Genomic DNA, 24,046 nt, shown 5'->3' with positions numbered 1-24,046 from the left:
CTCGGCAAGCGTGCAGGGCTTGCGGCATAATGGCGCGTCAGGAGAATCATCCCGCCATGCCCGAGCTACTCAAGCAACGCGTCGAAACCTGTTACCAGCAAGCCGAAACCTTCTTCAAACGCCCCTTCCCGCGCCCGGAAGTCAGCTTCAAGCTGCGCGGCCAGAAGGCCGGTGTCGCTCATCTGCACGAGAACCTGCTGCGCTTCAACCTGCAGCTGTACCGCGAGAACCAGGATGACTTCCTGCGCCAGACCGTGGCCCATGAAGTCGCCCACCTGATCGCCCATCAACTGTTCGGTGACCGCATCCAGGCCCATGGCGAGGAGTGGCAACTGATCATGCGCGGGGTCTACGAACTGCCGCCCAACCGCTGCCACAACTATGAGGTGCAGCGCCGCGTGGCGACCCGCTACATCTACCGCTGCCCCTGTGCAGACAGCGACTTTGCGTTCAGCGCCCAGCGGCACAAGCTGGTGCGCCAGGGACGTCGCTATCTGTGCCGGCGCTGCCGGGAGATCCTGGTGTACAGCGGCGAGACACGCGTCGAATGACCCAATGCATTCGCGGGCCTGTCTGATCACCGCAAAAACCGAGCATAAAAAAAGGCGACCCGAAGGTCGCCTTTCTCATATCGCTACAACCGCTATCAGCGAGTAGCCGGGCCTTCAGCAACGCCCAGGTCGTCGGTCGGACGGGTTTCAACCAGCGGTGCACCGCCGGAAGCCAGTTCCGATTGCAGCTTGTCGGTGTCCAGCTCCTTCACCCACTTGGCCACGACCACGGTGGCAACGGCGTTGCCGATCAGGTTGGTCAGGGCACGGGCTTCGGACATGAAGCGGTCGATACCGAGGATCAGCGCCAGGCCGGCAACCGGCAGGTGGCCAACGGCGGACAGGGTGGCGGCCAGGACGATGAAGCCCGAACCGGTAACGCCCGCAGCACCCTTGGACGCAACCAGCAGCACCAGCAGCAGGGTGATCTGGTGAGTGATGTCCATGGTGGTGTCGGTGGCCTGGGCGATGAACACCGCAGCCATGGTCAGGTAGATCGAGGTGCCGTCCAGGTTGAACGAGTAGCCGGTCGGGATCACCAGGCCAACCACGGATTTCTTCGCGCCCAGGCGCTCCATCTTGGTCAGCATGCGTGGCAGGGCCGATTCCGAGGAGGAAGTACCCAGTACGATCAGCAGTTCTTCACGGATGTAACGGATCAGCTTGAGGACGCTGAAGCCGTGGGCGCGGCAGATACCGCCGAGGACGATCAGGATGAACGCCAGGCAGGTGATGTAGAAGCAGGCCATCAGGTAGCCCAGCTGCACCAGCGATCCCACGCCGTACTGGCCGATGGTGAAGGCCATGGCACCGAAGGCACCGACCGGCGCCAGCTTCATGATCATGTTGATGATGTTGAACATGACATGGGCGAAGCGGTCGATCAGCTCGAGCACTGGCTTGCCGTAGCTGCCCAGGCGGTGCAGGGCGAAGCCGAACAGCACCGAGAACATCAGCACCTGGAGGATGTCGCCGTTGGCGAAGGCGCCGACCACGGTGTTAGGGATGACGTTGAGCAGGAAGCCGACGGTGGTCTGCTGTGCACCGGCGGCGGCGTAGGCTGCGACGCTGCTGGCGTTCAGGGTGCTGACGTCGACGTGCATGCCAGCGCCAGGCTGAACCACGTTGACGACGACCAGACCGATGATCAGGGCGATGGTGGAGACGATCTCGAAGTACAGGAGTGCATAGCCGCCGGTCTTGCCGACCGACTTCATGCTCTGCATGCCGGCGATGCCGCTGACCACAGTACAGAAGATGATCGGGGCGATGACCATCTTGATCAGTTTGACGAAGCCGTCACCCAGGGGTTTGAGGGCAACACCGGTTTCGGGGTAGTAGTGGCCGAGCAGAATGCCGATGGTGATTGCAACGATCACCTGGACATACAGGGACTTGTACAGCGGCTGACGTTTCGTCATGGCTTAATTATCCTCAAGTGTGCCGTTTCACCCTTCCCAGGGCGAGGCACCTAAAGCGCGAACCCTCCTGCACCTGGAGGGATTTGTCGTTGTGTTCGAGCTGCCTGAGCAGGCCTCTGCCAGATCTTTAGCAAGGGTGATGCCAAAATGCCCGAATCAGGTGCAAGGCCCGTGTTTTCGGGAAATTTCTGCCCAAGGACAGGGCGAATCGACAGGGATGGATTGGCGGATTTCCGCCCGGTGGCGAGATTCGTACAAGGACGATGGCGGGAATCCGCCCGATGCGGGCATACGCTTGGGGCTTCGCGGGCAAGCCCCCAGGGGTTGGATTCATCAGCTATCCAGGAGCGGGCTTGCCCGCAAAGAGGCCCCCGCCGCAAGATCACTCCAGGTTGAACACGATCCTGAATGCCGCCCCGCCCAGGGGCGAATCATCCAGCGTAAGCCGGGCATCGAAGCTGTCGATGATGTCCTTGACGACCGCAAGCCCGATCCCCTGCCCCGGATGCTGCCTGTCCAGGCGCTCGCCGCGCTGCAGAATGCGCATGCGCTGGCCGGGCGGCACACCGGGGCCGTCATCTTCGACACACAAGACCTGCTGCCCAGGCAACTGCTCCAGGCTTACCCGCACCTGCCCCAGGCACAAGCGATAGGCGTTCTCCAGCAAGTTGCCGAGCAATTCGAGCAGGGCGCCCTCCTCGATCGGCACCCACGCCTGCTCGGGAATGCTCAAGGTCACGGTGACACGCTTGTCGCGATAGACCTTGTCCAGCGTGTTGCACAGGCTTTCGAGCACCGGCGCAAGGCGCACCTTGTGCCGCACCAGGCCACTCTTGCGCAGGCTGGCACGTTGCAGCTGGTAGTCGATCTGCTGGCTCATGCGCTCGATCTGGCTTTGCAGCACCCGCGCCTGCTCGCGCTCGTCGCTGCGCTGGCCCATGCTTTCGCCAACCCCCTGCAGTACCGCCAGCGGAGTCTTGAGGCTGTGCGCCAGGTCATCCAGCGAGTCGCGATAACGCTGACGTTGCTCGCGCTCGCTGTGCAGCAGGCGGTTCAACGAGCCGGTCAGGCGCAGCAGCTCGCGTGGGTGCTCACGGCTCAGCCCTTCACGGGCGCCACTTTCCACCTCGTCCAGCTCTCGGCTCAGGCGACGCAACGATCGCAGCCCCCAGGTCAGGCCGGCCCAGAGCAGCACCATCAACGCCAGCAAGGCCGCACCAAAGCCCAGGTAGAGCTTCTCGCGCAGGCCATCGAGGGTGTGCTGGTACTCGCGCACAGGTTGCAGCGCGACGATGCTGAACGCCGCACTCTTGCCGCCGAGCAGCTTGACCTCGACGTCATAGACGAAGAACTCGTCGCCGTCGTCCTGGCGGATCCGCGCGAATTCGTTGCCGCGACCGTCATAGCGGGGTTGATAGTTGATGTGCTTGTCGGCGGTGGCGCGTGAACGCCAGACCAGCCGGCCCTCGCGGTCGAAGATGTAGCCAAGCAGGCCCATGTTGGGCAGGTTGTAGCGCTCGTCGGGCAGCAGCTCGGGCATCTGCAGATGCCCATGCTCGATGCGCGCCGCCGAGATCATGGTGGTGACATCCGAGGCCAGGCGCTGCTCGATCGACTCCTGCAGGGCCAGGCTGAAGGCCTTCTGCAGCGCCGGCAAAAGCGCCAGCATGAACAGCAGGGCCAGCAGCGCTGCGGCCAGCATCAGGCGCAGGCGCAGCGAGCGGATCATCGGCAGCGCTCGGTGAACAGGTAGCCCAGGCCGCGCACGGTGTCGATGGGTTTGAAACCGTTGTCGCCCTCGAGCTTGCGGCGCAGGCGGCCGACCAATACTTCGATGACGTTGGGATCGCGCTCCTCGTCGTCCGGGTAGAGCTGCTCCATCAGACGGTCCTTGGCCACCACCTGCTGGTGATGGCGCATGAGGTATTCGAGAATCCGGTATTCATAGGCGGTGAGCGCCAGCGGCTGCTCGTCCAGCGTTGCCTGCTTGCGATTGAGGTCAAGCACCAGCGGGCCTGCAGCGATGGTCGACTGGGTAAAGCCGCTGGAACGACGCAGCAACGCGTTCAGGCGCGCCTCCAGCTCTTCGAACTGGAAAGGCTTGACCACATAGTCGTCGGCACCGGCGGCCAGGCCTTCGACCTTGTCCTGCCAGTTGCCGCGGGCGGTGAGAATCAGGATGGGAAAGGTCTTGTCCTGGCTGCGCAACTGGCGGATCAGGTCCAGCCCGCTCATGCCTGGCAAGCCCAGGTCGATCACTGCGAGGTCATGGTTGTACTGCTCGGCCTGGTAAAGCGCCTCCTCGGCATCGCCCACCGCCTGCACCACATGCCCGGTCTCGCCAAGACGCGTATACAGGTGATGGCGCAGTAGCGCCTCGTCCTCGACCACCAGCAATTTCATGCCGCATCTCCTTTGTCTAAATCTCCCGAATCGCCGAGCGATCAGGGCCGGCACAGCATAACAGCGAACCGGCACGGGAAACCCCTGCCGGTTCGATGAGCCTCGACCTTAGAACTTGTAGCTGGCGGCGAGGTAGGTCTGGGCGCTGCTCTTCAGGCGCAGGGTGCCATCCTTCGGGCCACCGTGCGAAGACAGTTCGGTGGCGGCATTGCTGGTCAGGTAACGGTAGCCCAGTTCCACCGAGGTATTGTCGGTGACCTGTTGCAGAACACCGGCCTGCAGGCCGAGTGCGTAGCCATAGTCGGTGTCGCGGCTATAACCGGAGGAAGTCTGGGTCAGTTTGGTGACGCCCACGCTGCCACCGCCGAACAGCTTGGTGGTGTCGGTGATCGGCAGGAACACATCGTAGCTGCCAAGCAGATTTTCCTGACGCAGCTTGACGCCGCTGTGATCGCCGGAAACGTTGTCGTAGGTCAGGTAGTAGCGGCCTTGATCGTTGATCTGGCCGACACGCAGGCCCCAGGTGCTGTCCTTGCCGATGATGCCGTCAGCGTTGAAGTTGTCGGTGTTGCGTTGCAGCAGGCCGGACTTGCGGACCTTGTCGCTGGTCTGGCCGTAGGTCAGGCTGGCGAAGGTGTCGTCGGCCTGGGCGGTGGCGGTAACGCCAGCTGCGCAAACAGCCATGGCAACCATCAGGGTGTTGAGTGCTTTCATGCTTTGTTACTCCAGTAGGTGCGCTGTTTCGGTCTGGGGGCTAGAGTAAGCAGGGCGCCCTGAACCGCTCCTGAACCCCGGCTGAACCTTGGCTGAACGAACCCGATACGGCTGCATCTTTCCTGGAGAACCCCTCATGCGTTCACTGCTTGCCCTGGCCCTGATGTGCAGCGCCGCCTTCGCCCAGGCGGCGGTGCAGACCCGCGAGATCCGCTACCAGGACGCCGACGGCACTGCGCTGATCGGCTACTACGCCTACGACGACGCCATCGAGGGCAAGCGCCCCGGTGTGGTCGTGGTGCATGAATGGTGGGGGCTGAACGACTACGCCAAGCGCCGCGCCCGCGACCTCGCGGCGCTGGGCTACAACGCGCTGGCCATCGACATGTATGGCGACGGCAAGCACACCGAGCACCCGCAGGACGCCCAGGCGTTCATGGCGGCAGCGCTCAAGGATCCAGCAGCAGCGGCGCGACGCTTCGACGCCGGGCTCGAACTGCTCAAGCTGCAACCCAACACCAACAAGCACCAGCTGGGCGCCGTCGGCTACTGCTTCGGCGGCAAGGTAGTGCTCGACGCTGCACGCCGGGGCGAGAAGCTCGATGGTGTGGTGAGTTTCCACGGCGCGCTGGTCACCCAGACACCGGCCAAACCGGGCGTGGTCAGGGCGAAGATCCTGGTCGAGCATGGCGAGGCCGACAGCATGGTCACGGCCGAACAGGTCGAAGCCTTCAAGAAAGAAATGAAGGATGCCGGAGCAGACATGCAGTTCGTTGGCATTCCCGGGGCCAAGCATGGCTTTACCAATCCGGATGCGGACCGCTTGAGCCATGGCGCGCATGGCGGGCCGGACATCGGCTATGACAAGGCGGCAGATGAAAGCTCCTGGAAGGACATGCAGGCGTTCTTCAAGCAGGCGTTCAAGTAGGGGCCCAAGCCCCTACGAGTTCTTTGCGCACCTGCAGGAGCGGGCTTGCCCGCGAAAGGGCCGGAACTGGCACAATACCGCCCATGGACAGACTCCCCACCTGCTGCACCCCACTCCAGCACCACTGGCCCCTGCCCCAGCCCCTCCCCGGCGCGGTGCTGGTCAGTTGCGCCTTCGATCCCAAGCGCCTGGCCGCCGACGACTTCCAGCGCGCGGGTATTGCACAGAGCCCCAGCCTGCAGCGCTCGGTAGCCAAGCGCCAGGCCGAGTACCTGGCCGGCCGGGTCTGTGCCCGCGCGGCGCTGCAACGTCTGGATGGCCGCGACTATGTTCCGGACAGCCACGAAGACCGTTCACCGGTCTGGCCCGTCGGCATCCGAGGTTCGATCACCCATGGCCAGGGCTGGGCCGCTGCCGTGGTCGCCCATGAAGGCGCCTGCCAGGGCATCGGCCTGGACCAGGAAAGCCTGCTCGACGACGAGCGCGCCGAGCGCCTGGCGGGCGAGATCCTCACCGCCGACGAGTTGCAGCGCCTGGACCGTTCAAGGATCGGCCTCGGTGTGACCCTGACCTTCTCGCTCAAGGAAAGCCTGTTCAAGGCCCTCTACCCCCTGACCCTCAAGCGCTTCTACTTCGAACACGCCGAAGTGCTGGAGTGGGACGCCGCGGGCCACGCACGCCTGCGCCTGCTCACCGACCTGTCGAGCGAGTGGCACCACGGCCGCGAACTGGATGGCCAGTTCTGCCTGCAGGACGGCCACCTGCTCAGCCTGATCAGCGCCTGAGCCTCACCCCGGCGCCTGCTGTCGTGGCCAGTTCAGACTGAAGCAGGCGCCACCCAGCGCCTCGCTGCGCCCCACCTGCGCCCGTCCACCGTGCCAATAGATGATCCGCCGCACGATCGACAGGCCCAGGCCATGCCCTCCCGAGGCACGGGTACGGCTGTCATCCAGGCGCGTGAAGGGCGTGAAGATGCGGTCCCAGACGCCTTCGGGAATCCCCGGACCGTCGTCCTCGACCTCGATGCGGCAACGTTGCTGGCCGAGCTGAAAGCTCAGGCGCACCTCGGACTCGGCGTGGCGCATGGCATTGCTCACCAGGTTCTGCAGCGCCCGATGCAGGTAGCGCGGTTCGGCCTCGACCCAGGCCAACTGGTCTTCGCCCAGCTCACACGCCCCGCGAGTCACCCGCACATCCGCGCGTAGCGGCGCCAGTTCATCGATCACCCGATCCAGCAGGCTGTCCAAGTCGACGCGCTGGAACTTCAGGGCCGGCGCGCCCTGCTCCAGGCGCGCGTAGGTCAGCATCTCGTCGACCAGTCGGTCCAGGTCCTGGATATCGCTGTCCATGCCCGCCAGGTGTTTGCTCCGCGCCTGCTCGGTGCTGGCGCTTTCGATCATCTCCAGGCCGAAGCGCAGGCGCGCCACCGGCGTGCGCAATTCGTGGGACACCGCCCGCACCAGCTCACGCTGCATGCTCAGCGAACGCTGCAAATGCTCGGCCATGCCATTGAACGCCGCCGCCAGACGCCCGACCGAGTCCGCATCGCCCGCCGGCACGCGGGTTTCCAGGCTGCCCTGGGCGATGCGCGAGGCCGCCATCTCCAACCCCGAGACACGGCGCTCGAGCTGGCGCACCAGCAGGTACACCACCAACCCGATCAGGCACAGGCCGAGAAAGGCGATCAGGATCAACAATTGCGGTGGATAAGGGTTGAGCTGGTACAGCGGGCCGATTTCCAGCACCCATGGCGAACCGGACAAACCGGCGAATACGCGGATCGAGTCACCATCGCGCCCCAGCGCCATCACCGTGTCGCCTTCCTCTACCCGGCGCCGCTGATCGTCGTCCAGCCCTACCCGCTCGATCCGCTGCAGGGCGATGTCGAAGCCGAACCCCTTGCTCTGCCTGATCTGTGCCAACCGCTGCTGCTGCTCGGTCACCGGGTAGCGCACCAGTTCGTCAGCCAGCAGATAAAGCGTGGCACGGGCCAACTGCTCGCTGACCTGCTTGACCTGCGCGACCAGCACCACATCCTCGTGCGCCACCTGGCGCAAGACCTTGGCCGCATGCGGGCCGGTCTTCTCCACCACCACCAGGCCACGCGCCAGGCGGCTGCGCTGCCCGGCATCGAGGGTCTGCATCGACAGCGGCGCCAGGTCCAGCGGCACCCCGAGCAAGCGTTCCCAGATCACCAGCGACCGCTTGCGCTCCACCTCGTTCTGCATCGCCAGGTTGTCTGCCATCAGGCTGAAGGTGCCTTGCGCCAGACCCTCGCGGTGCTGGCCTGCGCGCACCTCGTTGACCAGGTGCAGGCTCAGCACGCCCAGCACCGCGACCAGCACCAGCACCGCGAGCATGCCGCCATAGATGCGCAGGAAGATCGAATTCATGGGGTGGCATCGCCGACGAACAGGTAACCCTTGCTGCGCAGGGTCTTGATCAGGCGCGGGTGGATGGGATCGTCACCGATCTTGGGGCGAATCTTGGAGATGCGCACATCGATGGAGCGATCCTGGCCGTCATAGCCCACCCCGCGCAGCGAGGTGGAGATCTGCTCGCGCGACAGCACCCGCCCGGCGTTGCTGGCCAGCAGCCAGAGCAGGTCGAACTCGGCACCGGTCAGATCGATCGGCTGCTCGCCCAGCCAAGCCTCGCGCAGGCGGTTGTCGATGCGCAGCCCTCCAAAACTAAGGTCGTGCCCCTTGCCCTGCGGCGCATCGCTGCGACGCAACAGCGCATTGATGCGTGCCAGCAGCAGGCGCGGGCGCACCGGTTTGCAGATATAGTCGTCAGCCCCCAGGTCCAGCCCCTGGATCTGGTCGAGTTCATCACTGCGCGCGGTGAGCATGAGGATGGGGTTGGGGAACTGCCCGCGCACCCGTCGGCAGATGCTCAGGCCATCCTCTCCGGGGAGCATCAGGTCGAGGATCACCAGATCAGGCTGGCTGTCGATGATGCGCCGCACCGCCCGCCCGCCATCGCCCTCCACCGCCACCTCGAAGCCATTGGCCTGAAGGTATTCGGCTGTGAGTTCGGCCAGGCGCTGGTCATCCTCGACGATCAGGATGCGGTTGTTGGGCTGGTCCATCGCCGGTCACCTCTGTTCATGATTTTTGTTGTCGGTGCGCTACGGTGGTTGCAGGCTTGCCCCACGATGGGGCTGCTGCCGCCCTTCACCAAAGGGCAACATAGCCCCCGGATACTACGTCCCGCCCCAGGCACTGCCAACCACGCGAAAAATTCTGTCACAGGCCTGAAACCGGCAAAAACCTCTTGCGACAAGGCCTACAGCGAATACCCACCTTTCACACACAAAGTACTCACAAGTTATCCACAGCGGCTCGCCTTGCAAAGGCCCCAATACCGCATTATCTTGTATCCCCATTGCAGCGAACCACTACATGTTGTGGCTTCGCCCCAAATCACAAACACAAGTCCAGGCAGAAACTCAAGCGTTTTTTCAGCCGGAACTTACGGTGATTTCAGCAGCCAAACCGCTCCTGCGGAGGCGCGACCGAGGCAAGCCCGCCAGGGCCTTGTTCGGGTATGGGTGTTGCAGGCATCGCCTGGCACCCGACAGCAACAGTTTTTGGGCGTGACCCAGAATCTTTGACTTCGGCCAGGGAGCGGCAAGTGATTGCCCCTTATTCCTGAGTCTGTCCCGAAGTCGGTAAGCCCGAGCGGGCGGATGCACGTGCGCGTGGCATCCCCCGCCCGGGCCGGTCGAACTGATGGATGGAACGGTGGGCGCCCACAAGGCGCCTGAACAATATAGAAACTGTGGAGACACCCATGCAAACCGACACAACTCGCGAGAACCCGCAGGCCAAGGCGCCGCAGGCCGCTGATTCGAACCAGGATCTGGCTGCGACCGCTCCGGGCCAACTGCGTGTGATCAAGCGCAACGGCACTGTCGTCCCCTACACCGACGACAAGATCACCGTTGCCATCACCAAGGCGTTCCTTGCAGTTGAAGGTGGCACCGCCGCCGCCTCGTCGCGCATCCACGACACCGTCGCGCGCCTGACCGAGCAGGTCACTGCCACGTTCAAGCGCCGCATGCCATCGGGTGGCACCATCCACATCGAAGAAATCCAGGACCAGGTTGAACTGGCCCTGATGCGCGCCGGCGAGCAGAAAGTCGCCCGTGACTACGTGATCTACCGCGACCAGCGCGCAAAAGAGCGCGCCACCCGCGCCCACACCGACGCCGTGGTCGAGCCGCACCCAAGCATCCGCATCACCCTGGCCGACGGCAGCCTGGCGCCGCTGGACATGGCACGCCTGAACACCATCATCAGCGAAGCCTGCGAAGGCCTGGCCGAAGTCGATGGCGACCTGATCCAGCGCGACACCCTGAAGAACCTCTACGACGGCGTGGCCATCAAGGACGTCAACACCGCCCTGGTGATGACCGCCCGTACCCTGGTCGAGCGCGAGCCGAACTACTCGTTCGTCACCGCCCGCCTGCTGATGGACACCCTGCGCGCCGAAGGCCTGGGCTTCCTGGGCGTGGCCGACAGCGCCACCCACCACGAAATGGCCGAGCTGTACGCCAAGGCCCTGCCGGCCTACGTCGAGAAAGGCGTCGAGTTCGAGCTGCTCGACCCCGCACTGAAGGGCTACGACCTGGAGCGCCTGGGCAAGGCCATCAATCACGAGCGTGACCAGCAGTTCACCTACCTGGGCCTGCAGACCCTCTACGACCGCTACTTCATCCACAAGGATGGCGTGCGCTTCGAGCTGCCGCAGGTGTTCTTCATGCGCGTCGCCATGGGCCTGGCGCTGCAGGAGAAAGACCGCGAAGCCCGTGCGATCGAGTTCTACAACCTGTTGTCGTCGTTCGACTACATGGCCTCGACCCCGACCCTGTTCAACGCCGGCACCCTGCGTCCGCAGCTGTCCAGCTGCTACCTGACCACCGTTCCGGACGACCTGTCGGGCATCTACAAGGCCATCCACGACAACGCCATGCTGTCCAAATTCGCTGGCGGCCTGGGCAACGACTGGACCCCGGTACGCGCCCTGGGCTCGTACATCAAGGGCACCAACGGCAAGTCGCAAGGCGTCGTGCCGTTCCTGAAAGTGGTCAACGACACCGCCGTTGCGGTCAACCAGGGCGGCAAGCGCAAGGGCGCGGTCTGTGCCTACCTGGAAACCTGGCACCTGGACATCGAGGAATTCCTCGAGCTGCGCAAGAACACCGGTGACGACCGTCGCCGTACCCACGACATGAACACCGCCAACTGGATCCCGGACCTGTTCATGAAGCGCGTCTTCGACGACGGCAAGTGGACCCTGTTCTCGCCAAGCGAAGTTCCTGATCTGCACGACCTGACCGGCAAGGCCTTCGAAGAGCGCTACGAGTACTACGAAGCCCTGACCGAGTACAACAAGATCAAGGTGTTCAAGACCATCCAGGCCAAAGACCTGTGGCGCAAGATGCTGTCGATGCTGTTCGAGACCGGCCACCCATGGCTGACCTTCAAGGACCCGTGCAACCTGCGTTCGCCGCAGCAGCACGTGGGCGTGGTCCACAGCTCGAACCTGTGCACCGAGATCACCCTGAACACCAACGCCGATGAAATCGCCGTGTGCAACCTGGGTTCGATCAACCTGCCGAACCACATCGTCGATGGCAAGCTGGACACCGCGAAACTGGCGCGTACCGTCAAGACCGCCGTGCGCATGCTCGACAACGTGATCGACATCAACTACTACTCGGTGCCGCAGGCACAGAACTCGAACTTCAAGCACCGCCCGGTCGGCCTGGGGATCATGGGCTTCCAGGACGCGCTGTACCTGCAGCACATCCCGTACGGCTCGGACGCTGCCGTCGAGTTCGCCGACAAGTCGATGGAAGCGGTCAGCTACTACGCCATCCAGGCCTCGTGCGACCTGGCCGATGAGCGCGGCTCCTACGAGACCTTCCAGGGTTCGCTGTGGTCCAAGGGCATCCTGCCGCTGGACTCGCAACAGATCCTGATCGAGGCCCGTGGCGCCAAGTACATCGACGTCAACCTGGAAGAGTCGCTGGACTGGGCTCCGGTCCGCGAGCGCGTACAGAAAGGCATCCGCAACTCGAACATCATGGCCATCGCGCCGACCGCAACCATCGCCAACATCACCGGCGTGTCGCAGTCGATCGAGCCGACGTACCAGAACCTGTACGTCAAATCGAACCTGTCGGGCGAGTTCACCGTGATCAACCCGTACCTGGTCCGCGACCTGAAGGCACGTGGCCTGTGGGACTCGGTCATGATCAACGACCTGAAGTACTACGACGGTTCGGTGCAGCAGATCGAGCGTATCCCGCAAGAGCTGAAGGACCTGTACGCCACCGCGTTCGAAGTCGACACCAAGTGGATCGTCGATGCCGCCTCGCGTCGCCAGAAGTGGATCGACCAGGCCCAGTCGCTGAACCTGTACATCGCCGGCGCTTCGGGCAAGAAGCTGGACGTCACCTACCGCATGGCCTGGTACCGTGGTCTGAAGACCACCTACTACCTCCGTGCCCTGGCCGCGACCAGCACCGAGAAGTCGACCATCAACACCGGCAAGCTCAACGCCGTTTCCAGCGGCGGCGACAGCGCCCCGGTCCAGGCCGCGGGCCCAGCCCCGGTACCGAAGGCCTGCGCCATCGACGAGCCGGATTGCGAAGCCTGCCAGTAAGGCTTGGCTGAGGCTTCCCCCGGGAAGCCTCAACTTTCTGTGCCACAGCACAGCACCCTGTAGGAGCGGGTTTACCCGCGAAGAGGCCACCACCTCTCCTGCAGACAGACATAAAAAGCCGCTGCCCAGTGCAGCGGCCAGCCCTCAAAGGGCGCTTCCGATTTGCGTGCACCGCACCGCAACCAAGATCCACCGGCCATACTCCATAGATGGCCCTCAAGCAGGAGAACCTCACCATGCTGAGCTGGGACGAATTCGATAAGGAAGACGGCGAAGTCGCCGCCAAAGGCAACACCCCTGCGCAGGCCAATGCCAGCGCCACCCTCGACAAGCTCGACAGCGCCGGCGGTGCCGCCGCCCTGGAAGCCCGCGCCGCCACCGCGACCGACTCCGACGCGGTCAAGCGCGCCAAGGCTGCCCTCGACGCCCTCGACGTCGCCGAAGGCCTGGCCGAGCTCGAAGGCTCCTCGGCCCGCGTCGCGGTCGACGAGAAGCGCATGATCAACTGCCGCGCCGACCTCAACCAGCTCGTGCCTTTCAAGTACGACTGGGCCTGGCAGAAGTACCTCGACGGCTGCGCCAACCACTGGATGCCGCAAGAGGTCAACATGACCGCCGACATCGCCCTGTGGAAGAGCATGGACGGCCTGACCGAAGACGAGCGCCGCATCGTGATGCGCAACCTCGGCTTCTTCTCCACCGCCGACTCGCTGGTTGCCAACAACCTGGCCCTGGCCGTGTACCGCCTGATCACCAACCCCGAGTGCCGCCAGTACATCCTGCGCCAGGCCTTCGAAGAGGCGATCCACACCCACGCCTACCAGTACTGCATCGAGTCGCTGGGCATGGATGAAGGCGAGATCTTCAACATGTACCACGAGATCCCGTCGGTCGCGAAGAAAGCCGCCTGGGGCCTGAAGTACACCCGCGCCATCTCGGATCCGGAGTTCAACACCGGCACCGTCGAAACCGACAAAGAGCTGCTGCGCAACCTGATCGCCTACTACTGCGTACTGGAAGGCATCTTCTTCTACTGCGGCTTCACCCAGATCCTGTCGATGGGCCGCCGCAACAAGATGACCGGCGTCGCCGAGCAGTTCCAGTACATCCTGCGCGACGAGTCGATGCACTTGAACTTCGGTATCGACGTGATCAACCAGATCAAGATCGAGAACCCGCACCTGTGGGATGCGGCGATGAAGGAAGAAGCGACCCAGATGATCCTGCAAGGGACCCAGCTGGAGATCGAATACGCCCGCGACACCATGCCTCGCGGCGTGCTGGGGATGAACGCGGCGATGATGGAAGATTACCTCAAGTTCATCGCTAACCGTCGCCTGACCCAGATTGGTCTGAAGGAAGAGTATCCAGGGACGACCAACCCGTTCCCTTGGATGAGCGAGATCATGGACTTGAAGAAAGAGAAGAACTTCTTCGAGACGCGCGTGATCGAGTATCAGACTGGTGGTGCTCTGAGCTGGGATTGATCGACCCCATTAGGGCCAGAGGACTACTGGCCCTTTCCACCGAGTAAGGGGAAACACCGATAAATAAAAAACCCACGCTAGCGATAGCGACGGCTGCAACCGTCACATGCCAGCGTGGGTTCTTAACCGTATAGCTGAACGAAGCCCAGCGTACGGGCCGTGACTGAAGTTTCCATATCACGAAGCATTGGGTAATGCGGCCCGTGATTATAGATGACTTACAGACGGTTTCAACGGCCTCATGTCGGAGATATCGCAAAAACGGTCTTTGCGGCCGCCACGGCAGCGTGGACCTTTGAAACCTGTGGCCGGTGAACGCGCTCAGGCGCGGACAAAGGAACCAGTAAACTCATCGGGCTAAATGCCCATAATCATGGAGCTCTATCTATGAGCGGCAAGAATCAACACGTTGTACCTCATGACGGCGGATGGGCTGTACGGGGAGCAGGGAACTCGAAGGTAACCAAAGAGTTTGACACTCAACGCGAGGCCATTGATTACGGACGGTCAATCGCCCGCAACCAAGAAAGTGAGCTTCTAATCCACGGTCGGAACGGGCAGATTCGCGAACGAGACAGCCACGGAAACGACGACTTCCCACCTAAGGGCTAATGAATGCCCGAGGCTCACGGATGAGCCTTCCTCTGCAATTTAATTTCTGAAATCTCCTACAACTCATCTGATTGACGATTTTCGCCCCCATCACTACCTTTGCGTGCGGCGCCTAAGAAACGCCTCACGTAGCGGTCGTTCCGCCCCCGACAGATGCGGTTTTTTTGTGCCTGTGGTCTAATCCTGCGCGCACAAAAAACGTGTTATGTCGGGAGTGGACCAATACAAGACCCGAAAGGGGAATACGTCCGGCCTCTACGTGGGTTTTCTTAACTCCCGACGCCCAGTCCTAAGAAAACTGGCAATCACGTAGAGGTAAAGGAAATGCCTATCGAGACAAGCGTTCGCACGCTCACCACGCCTGCAGCGCACCTGATTCAGCCCTCCAACACCATGGAGGCCAGCCATGACTGACCTCCACTCCCCCACTCTCTTCACCCGCCACAATCGCCCCCTCCACACCCTCTGGCTCGAATCCCAAGCCTGGTTCTGCGCCCACGAACTCGGTCGGATGGCCGGGCGCTTCTTCGACGAACACGGCATCCGCAAGCTCGACCCGGACCAGCATCGCACCGTGCAACTGCTGCGCTACGGCAAGTATCAGAAGACCGCCATGGTCAGCGAGTCCGGGGCCTACACCCTGCTGGCTCATCATCACATTCCGGAGAACCGTCACTTGCGGCGCTGGCTGACCCACGAGGTTGTGGCAGTGCTGCGTGACGGGCAGATGAATGGGGATGAAGCGCCGCGACTGGGTCAGATGTGCTGGCCTGGAGGGCGGACGGCGACATTGCTCTATTGGCAGAGCGAGCCCTGGATGAGGATGCGAGATATGCCGGTGGTGCTGGCTGGGGATGAGACTGGCGTGGCAGTGAAGCGCAGGATGAGCTGGATGGAATGCGCCCAGCGGGCTTTGCGCCTGCATGGGGTTTAGCTGGGCTTGCAGCATGTCGCAGATGCCTGAAAGTCAGCAGCCCCCCTGCTGGAGCGGTTTTATCCGGGCTCGGAACTACCGCGAACACCGGCCAACCCGGTGTCATCCTGAACAGCACGGAAACGCTGCCAACCACGCTTTCACCTTGTCGGTCTTGAGTATCGCGTAGTTGTCCATTACCAGGTGAACAGGCATTTCCTCTGGTACTTTGGCGTCTACTTCTTTGAGGAAAGTGAGAAACTCCGTACTTCTATGGCGACGCTTCAGTCAACTACCACAGCACCGACAATGGAACGTTCAAAGCCAACTACAGCTAGCCAGCGCGCTGCATCACAAACCGCACGAAGGCGTCGAGTTTGGACAATGCGCTGCGCTGGCGCAGGTAGACCAGATTGACCGGGCGAGTCGCCGGCAGGAAGGGTTCGAGCAACGAGACCAACCGCCCCTCGCGCAGGTCATCGGCGACCAGGAATTCCGGCTGCATGAGGATGCCGTTGCCACTGATCGCAGCCAGGCGCAGCGCCTGGCCGTCGTTGCTCTTGAGCGTCCAGTGTTCCGGCCAGGAGTATTCACGCCCAGCGTCCTGCAGCGGCCAGCTAAAGCGATGGGTCCAACTGGAATGGACAAGCAAGCGGTGCTTGCCGAGATCGGCCGGCACCGTGGGCCAACCCTGTTCGTCCAGATAGGCCGGGGCCGCACAGATCACCATGCGATAGGGGCGCAGCGGCTTGGCGACCAGATCGACATCTCCCAGCTCGCCGATACGAAACGCCAGGTCGAAACCCTCGGCCATGAGGTCGACTACACTGTTGCTCAGGACCAGATCGACGCGCATCTGCGGATGATCACGCAGAAACTGCGCCACGATCGGCGCCACCAGCGCCGAGCCCAAGGTCATCGGTGCACTGATTCGCAGCAGGCCGCTGGGTGCCTTCTGCAAGCTCTCGACTTGCTCGTAGGCCCGGCGCACCTGCTCCAGCGCCTGGCGAGACTCTTCATGGAACACCCTTCCCGCCTCGGTGACGCGCATGCGCCGGGTACTGCGCTGAATCAACTCCACCTGCAGCGCTTCTTCCAACCCCCGGATGTATTTGCTGACCATCACGGTCGACAGCCGCAGGTGCTCGGCAGCCGCGCTGAAGCTGCCTTGCTCCACCACGGTGACGAAGACTTCCATTGCGCGCAGACGATCCATATTTAACTCTCAGTTAAAATTAAATGAACAAAACCTTTATTTATTAACAAATAATTTTCCAATAACGTGTCGTCGTCAACTCACAACCACGGTGCTTCATCATGAGGACGCTCATCTCACAGCTCAAACAGTTCCCACGCACGTGCTTGATTGAACAGGCCACGCCCATTCAACGCCTCGTCGCGCTAGAACAGATCTTAGGGCTCGAGGTGCGTGGTATCCGTCTGTTCGCCAAGCGGGACGACTTCATGGCGCTCGGTGGCGGTGGCAACAAGCTGAGGAAACTCGAGTTTCTACTGGGCGCAGCCCTGCATGACGGCATCGAGCATGTCATCACCGTCGGAGGCCTGCAGTCCAACCACGCGAGGTTGACCGCGGCGGCCTGCGCATCACTGGGCCTGCCCTGCGAACTGGTGTTGTCGCGGGCAGTCGCCAAGGAGGGTGAAGAATACGAGCACAGCGGCAATGTGCTGCTGGACGAGCTCTTTGGCGCCAGGGTGCATATCAGCCCCGACGGGATCAGCGCGCTGCATTCGGCCGAACTGCGGGCAGCGCAGTTGGAGAAGGCGGGCCACAAGGTCAAGGTGATCCCTACCGGCGGCTCTACCGCCCTGGGCTGCCTGGGGTATGTCAGGGCCGCACAGGAAATCGCCGAGCAGGAGCAGGCCCTGGCCCTGCAGTTCACGCGGGTGTTCACGGCCAACGGAAGCTCCGGCACCCATGCCGGCCTCAGTGCAGGATTCGCCGCTCTCGGACGTGGCGCCAACCTGGTGAAGTCCTACGCGGTACTGGCAGACGCGAGCACTGCACAACGCCAGACCTTGGATTTGTCACACCATGTCCAAACCCTGCTCGGCCTGCCAGCCGACATCGAAGCGCACGACATCGAGGTGGATGGCAATTACCTTGGCAAAGGCTATGGGCTACCGACTCCCGAGATGCTCGATGCCCTGCGCCTGATGGCCCGCCATCAAGGCTTGCTGCTGGACCCGGTGTATTCCGGCAAGGCATTCGCCGGCTTGATCGCCGACCTGCAGAGCGACCGCTATGTGCGCGGCGACAACCTGCTGTTCGTCATGACCGGCGGAACACCTGGGTTGTTCGCCTATCGCGATGCCCTGCAAGACGCCTGATCGACTCGCTGACTCCCCGCCCGCACGTCCCCCATTCCAATAAGCATCTCACTCCCCGGCATCGCCGGGGGCGTGCTGATACCTCCCTCTGCACGCAATACGACGCCCCAATGCGACCCATTGGGCGGTTCCGCTTCTTCATCGGCCTGCTCCTGCCGCTGGCAGGAGGCTTGATGGTGCGCATCGTCCAAGTGCAGCTCGACAGCCAGGGATTTCTCCAGCGCCCCGCAACGCCCGGCGATGATGCGCGTCAGTCGCTGGCAAAACGGCGCCTGCGCCCCACCTCGCGCACGGCATCGACCAGGGCGCGGGTCATCGGCGTGGGCTTGCCGGTGAAGGCGTGGAAACGTGCCGTCGCCAGCGGCGGCAAGCCTTCGCTTTCGTCCACCGCACGCAGCCCGTGGAGCAACAGGCTCTGCGCCAAATGCTACGGCTGGCGATCGTTGTGATTCCCATCCAGATCTTTGATAAAGACCGCGGTATCGGCTGTCCGTCGACTGGCGATCGTACTGTCGCTGGTGTGGATCGGGATGCTTCGAAGCGGCACAGGCGCGGGGTTGACGCAGAGCATGCGCACAACGAGTACCCGAGGCTGAGCCGTTCGAAGTGATTGGGCCGCGCCGTGTGCGGCCACGGTGTGAAGTGCGAATTTCACGCCGTTTTTTTTACCTAGGCACTTGGCACCCGGACCAACGGCCTTGTAGCGTGACAGCACCGTTACGCGTCCCGGAGCTGACAAGCACCCATGGAAATCCGCCATTTCCGCTACTTCCTGAGCGTTGCCCAGCACGGTCACTTCACCCGTGCCGCTGAGCAGTTGGGCATCGCTCCGCCAACGCTGAGCCGGCAGATCCAGGACATGGAAAACGAACTGGGTGTGCGCCTGTTCCAGCGCAACCAGCGGGCCGTGCGTCTCACCGCCGCGGGTGAAGCGCTGCGGGTCGAGGCGTTGCAGGCGGTGCGCCAGTTCGATGCTGCGCAACTTGGCGCGCAGCGGGCCGGGCGGGGTGATGTGGGGCGTATCGAGCTGGGTTATGTGGCTTCTGCGGCGTACTCGGGGCTTTTGCAGCAGCAGGTGACGCACTTCAGTCAATCCTGCCCCGGCGTCCAGCTCAATATTCGCGAGGTCGGCATGATGGCCTCGCCCGAGCTGGTTCGTGACGGGCTGCTTGACCTCGCCTATGTACGAATGCCCATGGAGTTGCCAGAAGAACTGAACGCCATCACGCTGCTGGAGGAAGGCTTCGTCCTCGCCCTGCCCTCCAGCTCCCGCCTCAACGAACTGCCGCAGATCAACGCCGCACGGCTGGCCGGGGAAACCTTCATCCTGCCCGAGCAGATCTCCGGCACCTTGGCGGTCGCCGCGCAGGGCGGCTTCACCCCGCACCTGGGGCCGCAGCCCGGCAGCCTGGTGGCGGTGGTCGCCCTGGTGTCGCTGGGCCAGGGCATCGCGGTGGTGCCGGAGTCGATGGTGCGCCGGGTCAGCCTGCCGCAGGTCAACTACCGTCCGATCGAAGATTGCCAGCCGCGCTCGTGCCTGGCCCTGCTGCATCGCCGCTTCGAAAAGGCGCCGGCGGTGCAGCGCTACATCGAGATGCTGCGGGTGGACCAGCATCGAGGCCTGGATCAGATGCCGCTGAACCAGTTGTACCCCTGATCTTCCCAATACCCGCCAGGATTATCGTTGCTGACGTAGATCTCGACGATGTGCTTGGGGTTCTTGAACCCCAGCTTGGTCGGCACCCGCAGCCGCAGCGGATAGCCATACTCCGGCGGCAGTGCGACTTCACCATAATCCAGCGCCAGCAGGGTCTGGGGATGCAGCGCCGTGGCCATGTCCAGGCTGGAGTAATAGCGATCGGCACATTTGAAGCCGACGTACTTGGCCGTGGTGTCTGCCCCGATATGTTCGAGGAAGATGCGCAGCGGCACGCCGCCCCACTGCCCGATCGCGCTCCAGCCCTCCACGCAGACCAGCCGGGTGATGTCGGTGCGCTGGGGTAGCTTGCGCAGGCCGTCGAGGGTCCAGGGCGACTTGTCGCGCACACGGCCCGAGACGCTCAGGGCGTAGTCGGACAGGTCCACTTCGGGAATGTCGTCCTGGCCGTAGTAGGCGTTGAAAGGGAAAGGCTGGGTCATCTGCGCCTCGCTGAACGTCGGGGCGAGCCGCTGGCCGCTGAACAGCCAGGCCTGGACTCGATCGTTCCAGCGCGACATGGCCCACAGCACACGGTCGACCTGATCGCCATCCTGCAGATTGCAGCCACTGAGCATCGCCATCGCGCCGACCGTGAGCCCGCCACGCAGGAAGTTGCGACGCTGGATGTTCTCCAGTTGCAGGCGTTGGGCAGGCTCGAGCTGGATGCGCGGGCCTTTTTTCGAAGCGCTCATGCCTGGCGGTCTCCTATTCGAATCGGCCGCGAGCCGCCAGTGATCATCGGTAACAGGGTCTTGGGCACCAGCAACACCAGCACCAGATGCACCACGACGAAGGCGCCGATGGCCGCCATCGCGGCGAAGTGAACGTAGCGCGCGGCATCGTAGCCGCCGAACAAGGCGGTCAATTGCTGGAGCTGGATCGGCTTCCAGATCGCCAGCCCCGACAGCACGATCAGCACACCGGCCGCCAGCACCAACCAGTACATCAGGCGCTGCACCGCGTTGTAGACGCCCTTTTCGTGTACCAGCTTCAGGCGCAACGCAGCGCTCATGTCACGCGCCACGGCACGGGGCGAAACCGGTAGCAGGTCGCGCTGGAAGTGCCGGCTGAGCAGGCCATGGAGCACATAGGCCAGGCCGTTGATCGCCAGCAGCCACATGAATGCGAAATGCCAGGCGAGCGAGCCGCCGAGCCAGCCGCCGACGGTCAGTTCGGCGGGAAACCTGAAACCGAACAGCGGCGAGGCGTTGTAGATCGCCCAGCCGCTCATGAACATGCACACCATGCACAGGGCATTGAGCCAGTGCATCAGGCGGATCGGCCAGGAATGAATACGGGTGTTCTTCATACTGTCCCCTTCGCGAAGGCCACGACAGCGCCCAGCGACAGCGGTCGTGGCGCTGCCTCTGGGCGGCTGAGGTGGTTACATCGGCGGCTGGAAGCCGTCCTTGCCGACGGCGATGCCGCGTGCGTTCTTGCCGTCTTCAGCCGGGAACACCACGACCTTGGCGCCCTTGACCAGCTCGGCAGCGCTGCCTGGCTCGACGAAGGCGATCGGCACGTCATCCGGCACCACCAACTGTTTCTCGCCGCCCTTGTAATTGACGGTCAACGTGCGGCCATTGGCGCTGGAGAGCTTGCCCACGGTGCCGTTGGTCATGGTGCCGGTGCTGCCGTCGGCGTTCTCCCAGCCGTAATGGCCTTCGCCGCTGCCCTTGAGCCTGGCGTCGAAGACTGTCACTTCCAGGGCCTTGAGGGTGCCGTTGGCCTGGGGAATGGCGGCAGAACCGACAAAGCTGTCGGTCTTGATCGAGGCGAGGTCGGCCTTGGAGGCGCGGACTACGCCGGTCTTGTCGGTCAGGCCGATGGTCTGCTGCGCGCCGGTGCGGGTCTTGAAAGTCAGGGCGTTGCTGCTGACATCTTCGATCACGCCACGCAGTGGCTTGATCACAGGCATGTCGGCGGCGCTGGCAAGCACGGTGGCGCCGGCCATCAACAGGCCGAACGCGGTGGACAGGGCAGTCTTGGTCTTCATTGCGACACATCCTCAGCGGTTTGAAGTGCCGCTATCTTTGGTGTCGCCTCGGGACCTCAGAATGACCGGCCGATTACATTTCTGTCATTCGTCCTCGGCACCGCCAAATGACAGAAATGTAACCGACAGCAGCTTGCCGTGCTGGTTACACTGCCTCTTCGCCTGCCCGCCACCCGAGGCCCGAGCCCTGCCCCCATGCATATCCTGTTGATCGAAGACGACACCAAGACCGGCGAGTACCTGAAAAAGGGCCTCGGCGAATCCGGCTTCAACGTCGACTGGACCCAGCACGGCGCCGATGGCCTGCACCAGGCGCTGGAGACGCCCTACGACCTGATCGTGCTGGATGTGATGCTGCCAGGCATCGACGGCTTCCAGATCATCGAGCTGCTGCGCGCAAGGCAGGACGTGCCGGTGCTGTTTCTCACTGCGCGCGACCAGTTGCAGGACCGCATCCGTGGCCTGGAGCTCGGCGCCGACGACTACCTGGTCAAGCCGTTTTCCTTCACCGAACTTCTGCTGCGCATCCGCACCATCCTGCGCCGGGGCGTGGTGCGCGAGGCCGATCATTTCCACCTCGCCGACCTGGAACTGGACCTGATCCGCCGACGGGTCACGCGCCAGCAGCAGGTGATCGCGCTGACCAACAAGGAATTCGCCCTGCTGCACCTGTTCCTGCGCCGCGAAGGCGATGTGCTGTCGCGGGCGCAGATCGCCTCGGAGGTCTGGGACATGAATTTCGACAGCGACACCAATGTGGTCGACGTGGCGGTGAAGCGGCTGCGCAACAAGATCGACCTGCCCTATCCGCTGAAGCTGATCCATACCGTGCGCGGCATCGGCTATGTCTGCGAGGTACGGCCATGCGCCGACGACGCGCCCCGTCCCTGACCCTGCGCTCGACCCTGGCGTTTTCGCTGGTGGCAATGCTGGTAGTGGCCGGGGCCGGCCTGTACCTGTACGACTCGATGCGCGTCTCGGTGATGAAGAACACCGACTACTCGGTGCTCGGGCGCCTGGATCATTTTCGCAAGCTGCTGCGCTATGACCTGGAGCTGGACCGGTTGCGGGTCAACCCGCAGATCCTGGAGAACATGCTCAATAATGAAGAGGACATCTTCATCATCGAAGAGCCCGGGCAGGCACCGCTGATCAAGGTCAATCCGCTGAAGGCCGTGCTGCCGCAACTGGACGAGGTCGGCCCCGACACGCCGTTGAAGGTGAACGACCTGCGCGACGGCACCACCGCCGCTGGCGTGCCGTTGCGTGCAGCCAGCGTGATGACGATCTCCGGCGGTCGTGAGGTAAGGCTTACGGCGGCACACATCATGACCAAGGAAATGGCCATGCTCGAAGCCTTCCGCCAGCGCATCTACCTGGCCGCAGGCCTGGCGTTCCTGTTGACGGCACTGCTGGGCTACCTGTCGCTGTACCGTGGCCTGCGCCCGTTGCGCAAGATGGCCGCGCATGCGGCGAGGATCACCCCACAGCGGCTGGACAGCCGCATGGACAGCGACGACACGCCGGTCGAACTGCTGCGCCTGAGCCACGCGTACAACGCCATGCTCGACCGCCTCGCCGCCGGTTACCAGCGCCTGAACCAGTTCTCCGCCGACCTTGCCCACGAGATTCGCACCCCCGTGGGCTCGCTGATGGGGCATTGCCAGGTCGCCTTGCGCCAATCACGCAGTGAAGATGAATACCAGGCCCTGCTGGCATCCAACCTCGAGGAACTGGAGCGTATCTCGCGGATGGTCGAGAGCATCCTGTTCCTCGCCCGCGCCGACGAAGCGCAGGCCGTGCTGGAGCGCCAGCAGCTGTCGCTGCACGATGAACTGCAGCGCGTGGCGGGGTATTTCGAAGGGCTCGCCGAAGAGCGGCAACTGTCGATGCAGACCTCGGGCAACGGTACGGTGCTGGCCGACCCTCTGCTGCTGCGCCGGGCGTTGAGCAACCTGGTGGCCAACGCGATCCGCTATGCCGATGAGGGCAGCACCGTGCTGATGCAGGTGCGTGCCGTCGAGAACGGTATGCGCATTGAGGTGCAGAACCAGGGCCCGACGCTGGGCGAAGCCACCTTGGGCAAGCTGTTCGACCGTTTCTACCGCGGCGATGCCTCGCGCCATGAGCGTTCGGACTCCAATGGGCTGGGGCTGGCGATCGTCACCGCAATCATGCAGTTGCACGGAGGAACGGCTAGCGTGGAGCAGCCCCAGCCGGGCACCGTCTGCTTCATATTGTTTTTCCCGACGCGAGGCTGAGCGCACCTGTGCGTTAGCCTCGCTATGGATTGACCAG

22 protein-coding genes and 1 pseudogene are annotated in these 24,046 nt (G+C 63.2%); 11 read left to right on the top strand and 12 right to left on the bottom strand.

Annotation, left to right across the window (positions count from 1 at the left end):
• Positions 1-56 precede the first annotated feature (56 nt).
• Positions 57-551 (top strand): SprT family zinc-dependent metalloprotease, encoded by a 495-nt coding sequence (locus ACMGGG_RS04695; RefSeq protein WP_054892911.1) that lies wholly within the window; start codon positions 57-59, stop codon positions 549-551.
• Between the two features lie 95 nt (positions 552-646).
• On the opposite strand, the gene ACMGGG_RS04690 is transcribed toward ACMGGG_RS04695, so the two are convergent.
• The 4 genes from ACMGGG_RS04690 to ACMGGG_RS04675 all read right to left on the bottom strand — a co-directional run bounded on the left by ACMGGG_RS04690 (position 647) and on the right by ACMGGG_RS04675 (position 5,089).
• On the bottom strand, positions 647-1,972 hold the full coding sequence (locus ACMGGG_RS04690) for a dicarboxylate/amino acid:cation symporter (protein ID WP_054892912.1): 1,326 nt from the start codon (positions 1,970-1,972) through the stop codon (positions 647-649).
• Positions 1,973-2,354: 382 nt separating this feature from the next.
• Entirely contained in the window at positions 2,355-3,701 is a 1,347-nt protein-coding gene (locus tag ACMGGG_RS04685) for an ATP-binding protein (protein ID WP_054892913.1), read from the bottom strand.
• Positions 3,698-4,375: a response regulator gene (locus ACMGGG_RS04680; protein ID WP_054892914.1), complete on the bottom strand. Its 678-nt coding sequence runs from the start codon at positions 4,373-4,375 to the stop codon at positions 3,698-3,700. The genes ACMGGG_RS04685 and ACMGGG_RS04680 overlap by 4 nt, the downstream gene beginning before the upstream one ends.
• A 108-nt stretch (positions 4,376-4,483) precedes the next feature.
• The gene (locus ACMGGG_RS04675) at positions 4,484-5,089 is read right to left on the bottom strand and encodes an outer membrane protein (RefSeq protein WP_153774378.1); all 606 of its coding nucleotides are present in this window, start codon (positions 5,087-5,089) and stop codon (positions 4,484-4,486) included.
• 136 nt (positions 5,090-5,225) lie between these two features.
• Here ACMGGG_RS04675 and ACMGGG_RS04670 point away from each other — a divergent pair, with 136 nt between their 5' ends.
• Entirely contained in the window at positions 5,226-6,017 is a 792-nt protein-coding gene (locus ACMGGG_RS04670) for a dienelactone hydrolase family protein (RefSeq protein ID WP_054892916.1), read from the top strand.
• Between the two features lie 83 nt (positions 6,018-6,100).
• Positions 6,101-6,802, top strand: coding sequence for a 4'-phosphopantetheinyl transferase family protein (locus ACMGGG_RS04665; RefSeq protein ID WP_112897665.1), 702 nt, complete (start codon positions 6,101-6,103; stop codon positions 6,800-6,802).
• Between the two features lie 3 nt (positions 6,803-6,805).
• Here the strand turns inward: ACMGGG_RS04665 and ACMGGG_RS04660 are convergent, their stop codons facing one another.
• Together ACMGGG_RS04660 and ACMGGG_RS04655 are read right to left on the bottom strand one after the other, a co-directional pair.
• Positions 6,806-8,410, bottom strand: coding sequence for an ATP-binding protein (locus ACMGGG_RS04660; protein WP_414154962.1), 1,605 nt, complete (start codon positions 8,408-8,410; stop codon positions 6,806-6,808).
• Positions 8,407-9,108: a response regulator transcription factor gene (locus tag ACMGGG_RS04655; protein ID WP_054892919.1), complete on the bottom strand. Its 702-nt coding sequence runs from the start codon at positions 9,106-9,108 to the stop codon at positions 8,407-8,409. Before ACMGGG_RS04655 ends, ACMGGG_RS04660 begins: the two co-directional genes overlap by 4 nt.
• 704 nt (positions 9,109-9,812) lie before the next feature.
• Between ACMGGG_RS04655 and ACMGGG_RS04650 the strand changes: the two genes are divergently transcribed.
• The 4 genes from ACMGGG_RS04650 to ACMGGG_RS04635 all read left to right on the top strand — a co-directional run bounded on the left by ACMGGG_RS04650 (position 9,813) and on the right by ACMGGG_RS04635 (position 15,725).
• Positions 9,813-12,692 carry a ribonucleoside-diphosphate reductase subunit alpha gene (locus tag ACMGGG_RS04650; protein WP_054892920.1) on the top strand — a complete coding sequence of 960 codons (2,880 nt, stop codon included), beginning with the start codon at positions 9,813-9,815 and terminating at the stop codon, positions 12,690-12,692.
• 236 nt (positions 12,693-12,928) lie between these two features.
• Positions 12,929-14,179 (top strand): ribonucleotide-diphosphate reductase subunit beta, encoded by a 1,251-nt coding sequence (locus ACMGGG_RS04645; protein ID WP_054892954.1) that lies wholly within the window; start codon positions 12,929-12,931, stop codon positions 14,177-14,179.
• 387 nt (positions 14,180-14,566) lie between these two features.
• On the top strand, positions 14,567-14,791 hold the full coding sequence (locus ACMGGG_RS04640) for a DUF2188 domain-containing protein (RefSeq protein ID WP_414154961.1): 225 nt from the start codon (positions 14,567-14,569) through the stop codon (positions 14,789-14,791).
• Between the two features lie 406 nt (positions 14,792-15,197).
• A complete protein-coding gene (locus ACMGGG_RS04635; RefSeq protein ID WP_414154960.1) occupies positions 15,198-15,725 on the top strand; it encodes a Bro-N domain-containing protein in 528 nt (175 codons plus the stop codon).
• A gap of 117 nt (positions 15,726-15,842) precedes the next feature.
• Here the strand turns inward: ACMGGG_RS04635 and ACMGGG_RS04630 are convergent.
• Both ACMGGG_RS04630 and ACMGGG_RS04625 read right to left on the bottom strand, forming a co-directional pair.
• A pseudogene (locus ACMGGG_RS04630) lies at positions 15,843-15,992 on the bottom strand (IS630 family transposase); the annotation flags it as partial.
• Positions 15,993-16,038: 46 nt separating this feature from the next.
• The gene (locus ACMGGG_RS04625) at positions 16,039-16,920 is read right to left on the bottom strand and encodes a LysR substrate-binding domain-containing protein (RefSeq protein ID WP_414154959.1); all 882 of its coding nucleotides are present in this window, start codon (positions 16,918-16,920) and stop codon (positions 16,039-16,041) included.
• A gap of 101 nt (positions 16,921-17,021) precedes the next feature.
• Here ACMGGG_RS04625 and ACMGGG_RS04620 point away from each other — a divergent pair, with 101 nt between their 5' ends.
• The gene (locus tag ACMGGG_RS04620) at positions 17,022-18,053 is read left to right on the top strand and encodes a D-cysteine desulfhydrase family protein (protein ID WP_414154958.1); all 1,032 of its coding nucleotides are present in this window, start codon (positions 17,022-17,024) and stop codon (positions 18,051-18,053) included.
• Positions 18,054-18,303: 250 nt separating this feature from the next.
• Here the strand turns inward: ACMGGG_RS04620 and ACMGGG_RS04615 are convergent, their stop codons facing one another.
• Positions 18,304-18,477 carry a hypothetical protein gene (locus ACMGGG_RS04615; RefSeq protein WP_414154957.1) on the bottom strand — a complete coding sequence of 58 codons (174 nt, stop codon included), beginning with the start codon at positions 18,475-18,477 and terminating at the stop codon, positions 18,304-18,306.
• 321 nt (positions 18,478-18,798) lie between these two features.
• Here ACMGGG_RS04615 and ACMGGG_RS04610 point away from each other — a divergent pair, with 321 nt between their 5' ends.
• Positions 18,799-19,710, top strand: coding sequence for a LysR family transcriptional regulator (locus tag ACMGGG_RS04610; RefSeq protein ID WP_414154956.1), 912 nt, complete (start codon positions 18,799-18,801; stop codon positions 19,708-19,710).
• Here ACMGGG_RS04610 and ACMGGG_RS04605 read toward each other — a convergent pair.
• The 3 genes from ACMGGG_RS04605 to ACMGGG_RS04595 form a co-directional block, all read right to left on the bottom strand.
• Positions 19,680-20,444: a molybdopterin-dependent oxidoreductase gene (locus ACMGGG_RS04605; protein ID WP_414154955.1), complete on the bottom strand. Its 765-nt coding sequence runs from the start codon at positions 20,442-20,444 to the stop codon at positions 19,680-19,682. The genes ACMGGG_RS04610 and ACMGGG_RS04605 overlap by 31 nt on opposite strands.
• Positions 20,441-21,061, bottom strand: coding sequence for a cytochrome b/b6 domain-containing protein (locus ACMGGG_RS04600; protein WP_414154954.1), 621 nt, complete (start codon positions 21,059-21,061; stop codon positions 20,441-20,443). The genes ACMGGG_RS04605 and ACMGGG_RS04600 overlap by 4 nt, the downstream gene beginning before the upstream one ends.
• 75 nt (positions 21,062-21,136) lie before the next feature.
• The gene (locus tag ACMGGG_RS04595; protein WP_065861377.1) at positions 21,137-21,748 is read right to left on the bottom strand and encodes a hypothetical protein; all 612 of its coding nucleotides are present in this window, start codon (positions 21,746-21,748) and stop codon (positions 21,137-21,139) included.
• Between the two features lie 195 nt (positions 21,749-21,943).
• Between ACMGGG_RS04595 and ACMGGG_RS04590 the strand changes: the two genes are divergently transcribed.
• Entirely contained in the window at positions 21,944-22,639 is a 696-nt protein-coding gene (locus ACMGGG_RS04590) for a heavy metal response regulator transcription factor (protein WP_054892930.1), read from the top strand.
• Positions 22,612-24,009, top strand: a complete 1,398-nt coding sequence (locus tag ACMGGG_RS04585; protein ID WP_063543545.1) for a heavy metal sensor histidine kinase — start codon at positions 22,612-22,614, stop codon at positions 24,007-24,009. The genes ACMGGG_RS04590 and ACMGGG_RS04585 overlap by 28 nt, the downstream gene beginning before the upstream one ends.
• Positions 24,010-24,046: the final 37 nt, after the last annotated feature.

The sequence above is a fragment of the Pseudomonas sp. BNK-44-b genome, assembly GCF_047456245.1.
In the GTDB taxonomy this organism is placed as follows: domain Bacteria; phylum Pseudomonadota; class Gammaproteobacteria; order Pseudomonadales; family Pseudomonadaceae; genus Aquipseudomonas; species Aquipseudomonas machongensis.
The sequence above is the reverse complement of the archived record's forward strand: the minus strand, read 5'-3'. Positions and strand labels throughout refer to the sequence as shown.

Excerpts from the sequence above, each read along its gene's own strand:
- ACMGGG_RS04590 (WP_054892930.1), top strand. The coding sequence starts at position 21,944 with ATGCATATCCTGTTGATCGAAGACGACACCAAGACCGGCGAGTACCTG.
- ACMGGG_RS04600 (WP_414154954.1), bottom strand. The coding sequence starts at position 21,061 with ATGAAGAACACCCGTATTCATTCCTGGCCGATCCGCCTGATGCACTGG.
- ACMGGG_RS04680 (WP_054892914.1), bottom strand. The coding sequence starts at position 4,375 with ATGAAATTGCTGGTGGTCGAGGACGAGGCGCTACTGCGCCATCACCTG.
- ACMGGG_RS04640 (WP_414154961.1), top strand. The coding sequence starts at position 14,567 with ATGAGCGGCAAGAATCAACACGTTGTACCTCATGACGGCGGATGGGCT.
- ACMGGG_RS04670 (WP_054892916.1), top strand. The coding sequence starts at position 5,226 with ATGCGTTCACTGCTTGCCCTGGCCCTGATGTGCAGCGCCGCCTTCGCC.
- ACMGGG_RS04660 (WP_414154962.1), bottom strand. The coding sequence starts at position 8,410 with ATGAATTCGATCTTCCTGCGCATCTATGGCGGCATGCTCGCGGTGCTG.
- ACMGGG_RS04595 (WP_065861377.1), bottom strand. The coding sequence starts at position 21,748 with ATGAAGACCAAGACTGCCCTGTCCACCGCGTTCGGCCTGTTGATGGCC.
- ACMGGG_RS04695 (WP_054892911.1), top strand. The coding sequence starts at position 57 with ATGCCCGAGCTACTCAAGCAACGCGTCGAAACCTGTTACCAGCAAGCC.
- ACMGGG_RS04675 (WP_153774378.1), bottom strand. The coding sequence starts at position 5,089 with ATGAAAGCACTCAACACCCTGATGGTTGCCATGGCTGTTTGCGCAGCT.
- ACMGGG_RS04685 (WP_054892913.1), bottom strand. The coding sequence starts at position 3,701 with ATGATCCGCTCGCTGCGCCTGCGCCTGATGCTGGCCGCAGCGCTGCTG.
- ACMGGG_RS04665 (WP_112897665.1), top strand. The coding sequence starts at position 6,101 with ATGGACAGACTCCCCACCTGCTGCACCCCACTCCAGCACCACTGGCCC.
- ACMGGG_RS04620 (WP_414154958.1), top strand. The coding sequence starts at position 17,022 with ATGAGGACGCTCATCTCACAGCTCAAACAGTTCCCACGCACGTGCTTG.
- ACMGGG_RS04645 (WP_054892954.1), top strand. The coding sequence starts at position 12,929 with ATGCTGAGCTGGGACGAATTCGATAAGGAAGACGGCGAAGTCGCCGCC.
- ACMGGG_RS04635 (WP_414154960.1), top strand. The coding sequence starts at position 15,198 with ATGACTGACCTCCACTCCCCCACTCTCTTCACCCGCCACAATCGCCCC.
- ACMGGG_RS04585 (WP_063543545.1), top strand. The coding sequence starts at position 22,612 with ATGCGCCGACGACGCGCCCCGTCCCTGACCCTGCGCTCGACCCTGGCG.
- ACMGGG_RS04650 (WP_054892920.1), top strand. The coding sequence starts at position 9,813 with ATGCAAACCGACACAACTCGCGAGAACCCGCAGGCCAAGGCGCCGCAG.
- ACMGGG_RS04610 (WP_414154956.1), top strand. The coding sequence starts at position 18,799 with ATGGAAATCCGCCATTTCCGCTACTTCCTGAGCGTTGCCCAGCACGGT.
- ACMGGG_RS04655 (WP_054892919.1), bottom strand. The coding sequence starts at position 9,108 with ATGGACCAGCCCAACAACCGCATCCTGATCGTCGAGGATGACCAGCGC.
- ACMGGG_RS04690 (WP_054892912.1), bottom strand. The coding sequence starts at position 1,972 with ATGACGAAACGTCAGCCGCTGTACAAGTCCCTGTATGTCCAGGTGATC.
- ACMGGG_RS04625 (WP_414154959.1), bottom strand. The coding sequence starts at position 16,920 with ATGGATCGTCTGCGCGCAATGGAAGTCTTCGTCACCGTGGTGGAGCAA.
- ACMGGG_RS04605 (WP_414154955.1), bottom strand. The coding sequence starts at position 20,444 with ATGAGCGCTTCGAAAAAAGGCCCGCGCATCCAGCTCGAGCCTGCCCAA.